10 protein-coding genes and 1 tRNA gene are annotated in these 13,150 nt (G+C 47.1%); 6 read left to right on the forward strand and 5 right to left on the reverse strand.

The window, feature by feature from the left end; translation table 11 throughout:
• The first annotated feature begins 1 nt into the window (after position 1).
• From ACZ5DR_RS16500 to ACZ5DR_RS16525, 6 genes are read left to right on the forward strand one after another with little or no spacing between them, the layout of a single operon-like run.
• Positions 2-892, forward strand: coding sequence for a DUF58 domain-containing protein (locus tag ACZ5DR_RS16500; RefSeq protein ID WP_377365616.1), 891 nt, complete (start codon positions 2-4; stop codon positions 890-892).
• Positions 892-1,362, forward strand: a complete 471-nt coding sequence (locus ACZ5DR_RS16505; protein WP_377365614.1) for a DUF4381 domain-containing protein — start codon at positions 892-894, stop codon at positions 1,360-1,362. Before ACZ5DR_RS16500 ends, ACZ5DR_RS16505 begins: the two co-directional genes overlap by 1 nt.
• On the forward strand, positions 1,355-2,353 hold the full coding sequence (locus ACZ5DR_RS16510; protein ID WP_377365612.1) for a vWA domain-containing protein: 999 nt from the start codon (positions 1,355-1,357) through the stop codon (positions 2,351-2,353). The genes ACZ5DR_RS16505 and ACZ5DR_RS16510 overlap by 8 nt, the downstream gene beginning before the upstream one ends.
• Positions 2,350-4,068, forward strand: coding sequence for a vWA domain-containing protein (locus tag ACZ5DR_RS16515; RefSeq protein WP_377365610.1), 1,719 nt, complete (start codon positions 2,350-2,352; stop codon positions 4,066-4,068). The genes ACZ5DR_RS16510 and ACZ5DR_RS16515 overlap by 4 nt, the downstream gene beginning before the upstream one ends.
• On the forward strand, positions 4,062-5,891 hold the full coding sequence (locus ACZ5DR_RS16520) for a BatD family protein (protein WP_377365608.1): 1,830 nt from the start codon (positions 4,062-4,064) through the stop codon (positions 5,889-5,891). The genes ACZ5DR_RS16515 and ACZ5DR_RS16520 overlap by 7 nt, the downstream gene beginning before the upstream one ends.
• A 20-nt stretch (positions 5,892-5,911) precedes the next feature.
• Positions 5,912-6,832, forward strand: coding sequence for a Dyp-type peroxidase (locus tag ACZ5DR_RS16525; protein ID WP_377365606.1), 921 nt, complete (start codon positions 5,912-5,914; stop codon positions 6,830-6,832).
• Between the two features lie 69 nt (positions 6,833-6,901).
• On the opposite strand, the gene ACZ5DR_RS16530 is transcribed toward ACZ5DR_RS16525, so the two are convergent.
• The 5 genes from ACZ5DR_RS16530 to clpX all read right to left on the reverse strand — a co-directional run bounded on the left by ACZ5DR_RS16530 (position 6,902) and on the right by clpX (position 13,139).
• Entirely contained in the window at positions 6,902-8,731 is a 1,830-nt protein-coding gene (locus ACZ5DR_RS16530) for a SurA N-terminal domain-containing protein (RefSeq protein ID WP_377365604.1), read from the reverse strand.
• A gap of 75 nt (positions 8,732-8,806) precedes the next feature.
• A tRNA-Asp gene (locus ACZ5DR_RS16535) sits at positions 8,807-8,883 on the reverse strand.
• 7 nt (positions 8,884-8,890) lie between these two features.
• Positions 8,891-9,163 (reverse strand): HU family DNA-binding protein, encoded by a 273-nt coding sequence (locus tag ACZ5DR_RS16540; protein ID WP_115469112.1) that lies wholly within the window; start codon positions 9,161-9,163, stop codon positions 8,891-8,893.
• Between the two features lie 125 nt (positions 9,164-9,288).
• Positions 9,289-11,676: an endopeptidase La gene (gene lon / locus ACZ5DR_RS16545; RefSeq protein WP_377365601.1), complete on the reverse strand. Its 2,388-nt coding sequence runs from the start codon at positions 11,674-11,676 to the stop codon at positions 9,289-9,291.
• Between the two features lie 179 nt (positions 11,677-11,855).
• Complete coding sequence (clpX, locus tag ACZ5DR_RS16550; protein ID WP_377365599.1) at positions 11,856-13,139, reverse strand: ATP-dependent Clp protease ATP-binding subunit ClpX; 1,284 nt, start codon at positions 13,137-13,139, stop codon at positions 11,856-11,858.
• Positions 13,140-13,150 lie beyond the last annotated feature (11 nt).

Below are 13,150 nucleotides of genomic sequence, written 5' to 3' on the forward strand. Positions count from 1 at the left end.
GATGACCGACTTTACTAGTCCACCGTCTCCAGAGCTAAGTGGAGAAGACCTTCGCGCCCTGGCTCCCTATGCTCAAGCTTTAGGAAAAGCCAAGCTGCAAGCCCAAGCTAAAACCCTTGCAGGGGACCGTCTCAGCAAGCGTAAAGGCCATGGCTTAGAGCTTTATGAGATTCGCCCCTATCATGCCAGTGACGAAGTTCGCCATATTGATTGGCGAGTCACGGCCAGAACAGGCGCCCCTCATGCGCGGGTTTACACCGAAGAAAGAGAACCCAAAACATTGGTGATTCTCGCCTTGTCTAGAGACGCTTACTTTGGCACCCAAACAACCTTTATCAGCACTCGGTTTGCCCAGCTTGCCGCACTGATTGGCTGGCGCTGTCAAGCAAAGCGAGAGCAACTTGAACTGAACATTCCATTTCGCTTCAACGCTCCCCAAGTAAAAGACTGGCATCGCTTTTCCTTAGAACTTGCAGACTGCACAATGCTCGATCGGATAGAAGAAGCTGCGCCTTTGCTGGAATTAGAGGCCAATACAGGCACCCGTGGCTGCTCGGTGGTGATATTGAGCGATCATTTAAATTTGAGCGATCAAAGCCGACAGGTTTTAACACACATGGCCCGTCATAACCGGGTTTACTGGGTATCGCTGGAAGATGATCAAACTTTTAAGCTTCCTTCCGGTGCGTATACCCTTAAAACACCACAAGGCCCAAAAGCTTTAAGGGTAAACGCTCAGGAAATGGCGCGCTTAGGGGAACGTTATGCCATTAAACAGCAACAATTTAATGGTGAGTTAAGTGCCATCGGCGTTCGCCGTCTATTGTTTGATGTGAACCATTCCCCCATTGCGATCGCAAGGGAGTTACTGCATTTAGGAGTCATTCACTAATGAATCCTAAAATAGAATTACCCAACACAGCTTACATACTGCCCGATCCCATTGCCATGTGGCCGCCAGTTTGGTGGTTTTGGCTGATTGTCGCTGGCCTTATAGTATGCCTGATCGCACTAAGCAGGGTATGGATTCGCCGCCACATAAAACGCCGCTATCGAACGGATGCCCTGACACTGGTGAAAGCGTTGCACTCCAATCAAACCTCCAAAGACCTATGCAGCACTTGTCTCGAGGCCATTCGACGTACACTTTTAACCGAGGGTAAGAGCGACCTAGCCAGTTTGCCCATTGACTCCCTATGTCAGCAACTAGATCAAGATAAGGCCCATCATAAATACCCTTTAGTAAATATTTCCTCGCTTCTGAATGAGGGCCTATATCGACCTGGGGTTCAGTTAACTTCTGATCAGCATGAACAGGTTTTACGCACCACCCAGCACTGGCTAAGGAGGCACCATGCTTGAGCTGCAATGGCCGTGGGCGCTGCTGCTAATGCCAACCCCTTTGTTATTGCTCTGGACGCGAGCACGAGTTAGTAAGCAAACGGAAGCCCTACAATGGCGCTTTGCCCAACAACTCTACACCGCCAGCAGCGCCAAAAAGCAGACGACCCATAAGATGAGCTTGATATGTTTTTTGGGTGCCTGGATCTCTCTAATCTTTGCGATTACGGGCCCTAAATGGCTTGGAGAACCCACCCATATCCCCCCAACAGGCCGCGACATCCTGATTGCACTGGATTTATCAGGCAGCATGCAAGTGACAGATATGGTGTTAAACGACCGGCCTGCGGACCGTCTTATGGCAGCAAAATCGGTATTAAGTGATTTTATCCAGGAGCGACGTGGGGATCGTGTGGGGATTATCGTATTCGGTAGTAAAGCTTACCTGCAGGCACCACTAAGTTATGACCTAGCCACTATTAATCAACTGGTTCAGGAAACCCAGATTGGCTTCGCCGGAGAGCAGACCGCCATTGGTGATGCCATCGGTCTTGGAATGAAACGCCTAGAGGACAAACCTGCCGACCAAAAAGTACTCATTCTAATGACTGATGGAGCCAATACCGCTGGCCGTGTTAGCCCTCTGCAAGCGGCCAACTTCGCAGCCCAAGAAAATGTCACCGTACACACCATTGGGATTGGTGCGGAACAAATGACAGTGCAAGGTTTTTTTGGCCCCAAAACGGTCAACCCTTCTAGCGACCTAGATGAACCATTATTGACAAATATTGCCGAGTTAACGGGGGGCCGCTTTTTTCGCGCCCGCAGTACCGAAGAACTGGCTGACATCTACCAGATACTCGATCAATTAGAACCTACGCCAGGCATAGACACCCTACAGCGCCCTGTTACCACACTATTTCATTGGCTTGGATTGTTAGCCCTGCTGTTAACAGGGGGAGCGCTACTAGCCAGTGGCTCAGTGCGCTTAAGGAGGCAGCAGACGCCATGACCCTATTTAACTTGGTGCACTTCACTCGCCCTGAATGGCTTCTCTTAATACCTATCGTAGGGTTACTCGGGGTGCTTTTTACAATGAAAGCAACCCATCAAGGCCTTAAACAACTGATAGCGCCGCACTTACTTGTGCATCTCACCCATGAGCATAAAGGACATAATCTCAATAAATGGTTGGGCATATTATCAAGCTTACTGCTCTGCCTTGGCCTCAGTGGCATTAGTTTTGACAAAAGCAGTACACCGCTTTACGTGGCCCCCAACAAAACTATTTTTGTGGTGGATCAATCCCTATCCATGTACGCAACAGATGTTCGACCGAATCGACAAACCAAAGCCAAACAAATCTTACGGGACATCTTGAATCAAGACATGGAAGGTGAATTCGCCTTAGTCGCATTTGCCGGGGACGCCTATGTCATCAGCCCATTTACCCAAGACAAACAGACATTAATCCACTTTTTAGTGGCATTGGATCCGGTCATTATGCCCCTTTACGGGAGCCAATTTCATAAGGGGCTAGAACTTGCCACTGGGCTATTAGACCCTACGGATACTAACGCTCACATTATCGCGATTACAGACGAACTAAACGATCAAGATGCAGCATTTATGGAGGACAATGGAAGGCTTTCTAACTTGAAGTTTGATGTCATCGCCCTCGGCACAGAAGCTGGCGCTAACATAAGAGTACCCAATGGAGAAACTCTGCGTCGCAATGGCTTTCCCATCCTTGCCAAAACACCAGTGGAAAAAATACAACAAGCAACCAACAACATAGGTGGGAATTTTTATACTCATGATTTAACCCCTACCGACTTGAAAACCATCAGCCAATCATCAGATTTCAGTGATGCACGCGATGCCAAAGATTCCGGTGTCTTGGGCGTCACTTGGAATGAGCAAGGCCAATGGTTCGCTCTACCGTTTCTACTTTGGATGCTTTGGCAGTTTAAAACCCGTGCCTTATTTGTATTTTTAGTGGCTCTCCCCTTGCTCCCACAACAGGGGAAAGCGACACCCATGGACTGGTTTAAAACACCTGATCAAAAGGCACAAGAGGCCGTCAACCTTGGGGATTGGGAGGAAGCACGGGCGCTGTTTGAGAACCCAAACTGGAAAGCCGCCAGCCACTATGCCACAGAAGATTACGACAGCGCAGCCGAGTTACTTCGAGAGTTCGCACACTCTCCTGAAGAATATTACAACCTAGGCAATGCATTGGCCCTGAAAGGCGACCTTGATGACGCCATCGAAGCCTATAAAAGTGCCTTAAAGCAAAAGCCAAATTTCAAAGAAGCCCAACAAAACCTAGAGTATTTACAGGATCTAAAAGAACAGCAGAAACAGCAACAAGAGCAGGACAATCAACAGGGGAATCAACAGAATAAACAGCAAAATACCCCGGATAAGACTCAGCAAAACTCAAAAGACAACCCAAGGTCTGAGGATGAAAATCAAGACACACAGTCGCAAACACAAGACAAAGATCCTTTAAATCAGGATAATCAATCTAGTTCCTCAACAGAACAGGACAATAGCTCCCAAGACATGTCATCGTCACAAGAAACTCAACAAGCTTTGGATCAATGGCTACGCCAAATTCAAGATGATCCTGGGACCCTGTTACAAAGGAAGCTATGGTATTTGCACCAAGAACGACGGAACGAAAATCGCTTTAACGAAGAAGAAGGTATGCAACCATGGTAGTGCGCTCTCGCCTCTATCCTACTAACCCCCTTTTACTAACACTCCTTACCTTGTTAGCCCTAATCCTGTGGACGCCACTTGCCACAGCTGATGAAGTTACTGCAGCTCTTGATAAAACCACAGTAGCCGAAAATGAAATCGTAAAACTTACCGTGCGAGCCAACTTCAGTGATACCGGATCAGGGCCAGACTTTTCAGCGTTAAAACGTGACTTTGACGTGCTTTCTAAAAGCCAAAACAGCCAGTTCAGCTTCAACCTTGGTACCAACCAAGCCCTCAGTTTTTGGGTGGTTTCATTGAAACCTAAATCGGTGGGCACCTTTGAAATCCCACCTATTCCCGTGGGAGACCAGGAGTCAGAGCCGCTTTTTCTAGAAGTTCGTCCTGCCAGACAAATGACAGACCCAAACGGCAATCCACTAGTCATGCTGCGGTTTAAAACCGACGAATTACAACCCTATGTACAGCAACAAGTGATCTTGACCCTTGAGCTCTACAGTGCCGCCACATTGCAGAATGCCAAGCTCACCACACCAAATCACCCTAACTTACTGCTAGAGCGCTTATCTGACGACCAAATTCGTTACGAAGAAATCAATGGCACCTCTTACCAAGTACTGACCAGAGAATACGTCGCCTTTCCCCAACGCAGTGGAACTTTGGAGCTCATTAATCAGAGCGTTGAAGGCACACTGAATACCGGCTCTGGACGACGCCTAGTGAGCGTAAAAAGCACACCCATCACCTTGGATGTGTTACCTATTCCCGCGTCCTATGGCAATACGAACTGGCTACCAACCGATGCGGTAGCAGTTAAATCTCAATTGACCACCACCCTAACTGACCCTCGTGTTGGGGATACTTTAAACTGGAACATCAGCCTAACCGCCCAAGGGGTGCTTGGGGAACAACTTCCCACTTTGAGTTTTGATAGCACTCGGGCTTATAAGCTGTACCCCACCTCTCCTGTTTTCGACAGCAGTAAAAGCTCCGCAGGCATCATGGGCCGCCAAAGTATCGACATAGAAGTTGTGCCTACACAAGCTGGAGAACTCACCTTGCCTCCAGTCACAGTCACTTACTGGGACCCAACAGAGCGCGCAATCAAGACGGTGACCGCTAATACCAACACCTTGGAAGTTGCTCCATTGCCCAATTCCATCCCTCAAAGTGATTCATCAGCGCCTGAGACTGAACCAGCTGAAGTCAACACACCTGAGAGCACAGCACCCACTCAATCAAGCCAGTCGGTGGCACCTATTTCATTGACCAAAACCAAGCCTCCAGTCCCAAGTATTGCAGACCCTAATGAGCCCGCTCCAATGGAAGTCGTCATTGACACGCCTGAATCCCAATCTTCTTGGATCGTCTGGTTAGCACTTGGCTTGATTGGAATTGGTGCTATCGGTCTAATCGGCGCAATATTGATCTACAAACGAAAACAAATAGACAGCGCATCAAACTCAGTACCCACTTTGCAAGAATTCGCACCATTAACCTCTAATAGTGAAGACGCTGCGTTTCAACAACTACTCACCAGTTGCCGTACAAACGATCTCGGAAGATTGCGCCCGTGCCTACTGGAGTGGGCACGACATCGTTGGGGCGACAGCACCATTCGCGGCGTCGAAGACATCAAACGATTGGCTAACAACCCTCGCCTGACACAACTTTTAATGGAGGCCGAGTTAGTCATGTATTCAAATTCAGCGGCCCACAGTTGGGACGGACAAGCCCTTGGTGACGTATTAGTAGAATATGCCACAGGACAAAGCAAACCGTCTCAGGCAAGCCAACTTAAAACACTTTATCCAAACTTTTAACGAACGAGGAGTCGTCAGTAATGACCATAGATTTCCAAACTGGTATTGTTGCCGAACCGTCAAGCGATGCGACCTTTATCCTACTCAATGCGGCACCGGGCAAAGAAGCACAATTGCGCAAAGCCCTAAGTACAGCCCCAGCACTCATTGAATCCATTCAGCAGCAATTTCCTGATACTGAATTACACGCAGCCATCGGATTTTCATGCCATGGGTGGGAACGCATCATGGCAGAAGCCAAACCTGCTGAATTAGCCCCCTTTCCAAGCTTTTCTGGTGAGTTACTTTCCGTCTCGGATGAGGCCCACGATATAGTGCTGCATATTAGATCCATGCGTCACGATGCTACACACACCCTTGCCCTCAAATTGTTCCAGTCATTTGCGGACAGTGTCACCTTTTCACAGCAAACAAACTGCTTCAAATACCTAGATAACCGAGATTTTACTGGTTTCGTGGATGGCACAGAGAACCCTCAAGGGGAAGACAGGAAAGACGTCGCCTTGGTAGGCGAAGAAGATTCTGCACATTTGGGTGGCTCATACTTGAACTACATGAAATTCACCCACAACCTAGCGAAGTGGAATACTGTAGATTTAAAAGACCAAGAAGATACCTATGGCCGCACAAAATACGACAACGAAGAGTACGCCTCTGCAGATAAGTCAGTGCACGCCCATACTAAGCGTACCTCTTTAAAGGATGATAACGGCAATTCCCTGGAGATTTTGCGACACAGCATGCCTTTTGGTGATCTGCAGGAGCAAGGACTAGTATTTGCCAGCTACTCTCGTACGCCAAGCATCTTTGATCGCATGCTTCAAAGCATGATTGAAGGAGATGAAGATGGCAATGTGGATCATCTTATGAAGTACACTAATGCGACCGCTGGCAGTGCGTTTTTTATTCCATCGATTAGCTTTTTAAAAGCCCTAGCTTAATCCAAGTACTCTAAAAGCAAAGCAAAAAAAACCACGCAATTGCGTGGTTTTTTTATCTCTAAATACCGCTTAGTTTCTCTCAATCTCTGCTTGGTTTTTCACCATTGATTGTTGAGCACCTAAGGCCATACTAGAAAGAGTTTGAGAAAGGTAGTTTTGGTAGATTTCGCGCTGGGAATCCTCTACCACCTCATCGCCTTGCTCTACCGCAGTCAGACGGAACGCAACCACATCACCATTTGGCGCATCCTCAACCGCAGTCACAGGTTCACTGGCCTGTGGATGTGGCAAAGTGAAAGCTAGACTTGTCACTTCATCTTGACCACGTTCAGCCATGTCTACGCTTGTCCAGTCACCATTGCCTGACGCCAAAGCTTGTTCCGCTTCTGCTCGCAATTCCTCTAGAGCCTTTTGCTGCACAACAATGGATGTGATGGCTTCTTTGGCCTGTTCAAAGCTTTGTGGGGCAGAAGGCTGATGATCATTCAAGTGAATCACCACGACTTGCTCATCGCTTAGCTCAATCAGATCACTGTTTTGATTATCTTCCAGAACTAGAGGGCTATATGCCGCGGCAATTACAGCAGGAGCACTAGTAATCTCATCAACACCACCATCACGACCAAAGTAGTCACTGGTTAATACTGATACACCGTACTCATTTGCAAGCGCATCTAAGCGGTCACTCGCATAGGCCAAGTCAGTGATGTTTTCGTGTTCATTAAACAGCTGATCTTTTGCTTTCTCTGCTTTCAAATCCACCATTAACTCATCACGCAATTCATCGATAGAAGGCGCTTCGGTTTCATGGATCTGATTTAGCTTAATAATGTGATAACCAAATTCAGTTTCCACATCAGCGATATCCCCCTCATTCATTGCGAATAAGGTGTCCTCAAATGGCTCAACCATGATGCCACGGGCCACATAACCTAGGTCACCACCGTTTTCTTTGGAACCCAAGTCATCTGAGTATTGTGCCGCTAGATCAGCGAAAGACTCACCCGCGTCAAGCTTACCCTTGATTTCTTCTACCAGGGCTTGGGCGTCACTGTCTGAACGAGATGATGTGTCAATCAAAATATGAGACGCTTCACGCTCTTCACCACCGAAGTTAGCGACACGAGCTTGGTAAGCATCTTGTAGCTCTGCATCCGTCACAGAGACGCTGTCTTCAAGATCTGCGACAGAAATTGTCACATAGTCCAACTTAACCTGCTCAGGAGAGATAAAGCTTGCCTGATTGTCATCGTAGTATGCTTGAAGTTCTTCATCTGTCACCGACACAGACTCAGCCTTATCAGCCAAAGAGAAGCGGATGTAATCATAACTACGCTTTTGATTCTGCAAGGTAACAATGGCATCGACTTGGCTTGGCAAAACAAATTCTGTACCAGCCACTGCATTACGAGCCTGTTGAATTAACACGTCTTGTTTGATTCGCTCTTTAAACGCTAAAGGCGTAAAGCCCAAGGAACGAATAAAGTTAAGGTATTTGTTTTGATCAAACTGACCATTAGTTTGAAACTGCTCTGCTTGCAGCAGGTAAGCATCCACTTGAGCATCAGACACTCCAAGATTCAACGCTTCAGCTTGATTGGTCATTACAGCTCGCTGAATCAGTTCATCCAGAGCGCGGCGCTGAAGAGCGTTCTCTTCTAGCATGGCAGGATCAATCTGCCCACCCATCATGGAAATCAATTGTCTACGCTGGGTTTCAGCAGTTTGAAGTAGCTGCGTACGGGTTATTTCCTTACCGTCCACTTCGGCTACGGTGTCAGTAGATGTGAAGCTTTGTACCAACGCCTCAACACCGAATAGAGCAAAAGTCACGATGACAACACCGATGATTACTTTAACAACTATACCTTGTGACTTGTCTCTTATATCTTGGAGCATCTTGCCTACCCTAGAAACTTGTATTGTTATAACAAAAAAGGTGCATTCCGCTGGGAACACACCTCTTTGCTCTAATGGCGGAACGGACGGGACTCGAACCCGCGACCCCCTGCGTGACAGGCAGGTATTCTAACCAACTGAACTACCGCTCCTGAATCATTAGTTTACTGCGTCTTTAAGGCCTTTACCGGCTTTGAAGCTAGGAACCTTAGCAGCTTTAATTTGGATCTCTTCACCAGTCTGTGGGTTACGACCAGTGCGTGCCGCACGTTCTTTAACAGCAAAAGTACCAAAGCCAACTAGAGTAACTTGGTCGCCTTTAGCAAGAGCTTCTTCGATTGCAGTCAAAGTTGCATCTAGTGCGTTGCTTGCCGCTGCTTTAGATAAATCTGCGGACGTGGCAATTGCATCAATCAGTTCTGATTTATTCACGTTCTACCCCTTTAGTAATTTCCGTGGTTCCATTGTATTTCTAAAATCTGGCCAAAAAACAAAACAGCCAACAAGATGAGCATTTATACAAGCCCTTCCTAGGCCCTGTCAACACAGGGTTTGCACTAATGATGACTTACAGATTCTTGTTCATCAACAGTTTTTTCCTTTCCTGACACAGTTTCCGCGCTTTTTGGTGAAGGAACGTACTCTAAAGCAACGTCAAGTACCTCATCGATCCATTTTACTGGCACAATGTCCAAATCCGCTTTGATATTGTCAGGAATTTCTTTCAAGTCTCGAGTGTTTTCTTTCGGTATCAATACAGTTTTAATACCTCCTCGATGGGCAGCCAGAAGCTTTTCTTTCAGGCCACCAATGGGTAATACTTCCCCTCTTAGGGTAATTTCACCCGTCATGGCCACAGAAGCCTTCACAGGCACTTTCGCCAACACAGAGACAATGGCCGTACACATGGCGATACCCGCACTAGGGCCATCTTTAGGCGTCGCACCTTCAGGCACGTGAAGGTGCAAATCCACCTTCTCATGGAAGTCCTCATCAATACCCAAACCGGCAGCACGACTGCGTACAACCGTTAGTGCCGCTTGGATAGACTCCTGCATAACATCGCCCAAGGAGCCCGTTTTAACATGACGACCTTTACCCTGAACACCTGCCGCCTCAATGGTCAATAACTCACCACCGACAGACGTCCAAGCAAGACCTGTTACTTGCCCAATTTGGTTGTTGTCTTCTGCTTTGCCGTAGCTAAACTTACGCACACCACAGTAGTCTTCCAGATTTTCGGACGTTACTTTTACTGCTTCTTTACTCTTACTTAACGCCTGCTGCTTCACTACACGACGACAAACTTTGCTCAACTCGCGCTCAAGGCCTCGAACACCAGCCTCTTTGGTGTAATAACGCACCACATCCATTAAGGCTTCATCAGAAACATCGATTTCTTTGTCTTTCAAACCACTTTGTTTTACCTGTTTCGGCAACAAATAACGCTTAGCAATGTTCAATTTCTCGTCTTCCGTGTAACCCGGAATACGGATAATTTCCATACGATCCAACAGAGGCCCAGGGATATTCATACTGTTCGAAGTACAGATGAACATCACATCAGACAGATCGTAGTCCACCTCTAGGTAATGGTCGTTAAACGTATGATTTTGCTCAGGATCAAGCACCTCAAGCAGCGCTGATGCAGGATCGCCCCGTTGATCCATACCCATCTTGTCAATTTCGTCCAATAAGAAAAGAGGGTTTTTCACTTTTACTTTGGCTAATTTTTGGATCAATTTACCCGGCATAGAGCCAATGTAAGTACGACGGTGACCACGAATTTCCGCTTCGTCACGGACGCCACCCAAAGCCATACGAACGTATTTACGGTTCACAGCTCGCGCAATAGATTGCCCTAGAGATGTTTTACCGACCCCTGGCGGCCCAACCAAACACAACACAGGCCCTTTGACCTTTTTAACGCGCTGTTGCACGGCTAAGAATTCTAAGATTCGCTCTTTCACATCGTCTAAACCGAAGTGATCTTCGTTGAGCACTTTTTCTGCGTAAGCTAGGTCATTACGCACCTTTGAACGCTTAGACCAAGGCAAGGAAATCAACCAATCAATGTAGCCGCGCACCACAGTGGCTTCCGCAGACATAGGCGACATCATTTTAAGCTTCTTAAGCTCTGCTTCGGCTTTTTCAGTCGCCTCTTGAGTCATCTTGGCTTCGGTGATTTTTTCTTGCAGTACATCCAGTTCATTACTGCCTTCATCCATATCACCTAGCTCTTTCTGAATCGCTTTCATTTGCTCATTCAGATAGTACTCACGCTGACTCTTTTCCATCTGCTTCTTAACGCGACTACGGATGCTTTTCTCAAGATGAGCAATGTCTAGCTCGCCATCCATTAGTCCCATCAAATGCTCGCCACGCTCGATAAGGGAACCGATTTCAAGGGCACGCTGCTTATCCTCAAGCTTAAGGCTCATATGGCCAGCAATAGAATCAATCAGCTTTGACAAGTCATCGATGGATTTCAACGACGTAACCACTTCACTAGGGATACGCTTACTGCCAGCAACATACTCATCAAGTTGCTTAATTAGAGCGTTGCGGATCGCTGGGTATTCGGACTCGTCATCTTGGGTCTCTGGCAAGGCTTCAACCGTAGCGGAAACGAATTCATCCCCTTCACTCAACTGTTGAAGTTCAGCACGATACTGGCCTTCTACTAAGACTTTTACTGTGCCATCAGGAAGACGCAACAACTGAATAACCTTAGCCACTGTACCGATTGTGTACAGATCATCTTTCTTAGGATCATCTTTTGACGCATCTTGCTGGGCAACTAGAAATACTAGCTTGTCATCGTCCATTGCGGTTTCTAGGGCTGCAATCGATTTCTTACGACCGACAAACAAGGGCAACACCATATGGGGATAAACAACCACATCCCGCAACGGCAACATAGGTAAAAATACTGAATCAGACATAATATTTTCCAACTGAACATCATCGTTGGTCTGATGATGAGTGACTTTGCTTATTAATTTAGAGATAAGGTCAACGGCACCAAAATGCAAGCGTGTGCAGTCAGTTATTCGAAGAAAAGCAGGAGAAGTGAGAAAAATTTGCCCGCGCCAAGGGGACGCGGGCAAATTGTGTGCAGAAGTTAACCGTTTGAGCCGTCTTTTAGCTCTTTTTCTAACACCATGAGCGGTGCAGAGTCACCACGGATTGAAGGACCATCCATCACGACCTTAGCCACATCTGTACGATTAGGCAGCTCGAACATGCATTCTAATAGAGAGGATTCAAGAATACTTCTCAAGCCACGAGCCCCTGTCTTACGCTCTAGGGCAAGATGGGCTGCTTCACGTAGAGAGTCTTCAGTAAATTCTAGCTCTACCCCTTCTAACTCAAATAGATGCTGGTATTGCTTAGTCAAAGCATTCTTTGGCTGACTCAAGATCGTCATCAAAGCTTCTTCATCTAGTTCAGATAAAGTCGCCACAACAGGCAAACGACCCACAAACTCAGGAATCAGGCCAAATTTAACCAAATCTTCTGTCTCAACCTGGTGAATGGACTCAGAGAAGGAACGATTTTCTTCCTTGCTCTTAACCGTTGCTTTAAACCCGATACTGCTCTTCTCTGTTCGATCACTGATCACACGCTCTAAGCCTGCAAACGCACCGCCACAAATAAACAAGATGTTAGAGGTATCAACCTGAACAAACTCTTGCTGAGGATGCTTACGGCCACCTTGAGGCGGAACAGAAGCAACGGTACCTTCGATCAACTTAAGTAACGCCTGCTGAACACCTTCACCGGACACGTCACGGGTAATTGAAGGGTTATCAGACTTACGAGAAATCTTATCGATCTCATCAATGTATACGATGCCACGTTGCGCTTTATCTACGTCGTAGTCACAGTTTTGCAGTAACTTCTGGATGATGTTTTCAACGTCCTCACCAACGTAACCCGCTTCGGTCAAAGTCGTCGCATCAGCAATCGTAAATGGTACGTCCAAAACTCGCGCAAGCGTCTGTGCCAACAGTGTCTTACCACTACCCGTTGGACCAATAAGTAGAATGTTACTCTTACCCAGCTCCACTTCACGGTTCGCCGTACCTTGATGGCGCAAACGCTTGTAGTGGTTATACACCGCCACAGCGAGCACCTTCTTAGCGCGCTCTTGACCAATAACGTAATCATCCAAGGAGGTTGCTAATTTTGCTGGTGTTGGCAACTCATCGCTTGACTCAGTTTCCCCATCACCTTGGAGCAATTCCTGAGTAATAATGTTATTGCACAGGTCAACACACTCGTTACAGATGTAGACAGAAGGCCCAGCAATGAGCTTCTTGACCTCGTCTTGGCTCTTGCCACAGAAAGAGCAGTACAGCAACCGATCAGAGTGGTCACCTCGGCTGTATTTATCATCAGACATTCAAGTCCACC

The organism is Marinomonas vaga, from assembly GCF_055388305.1.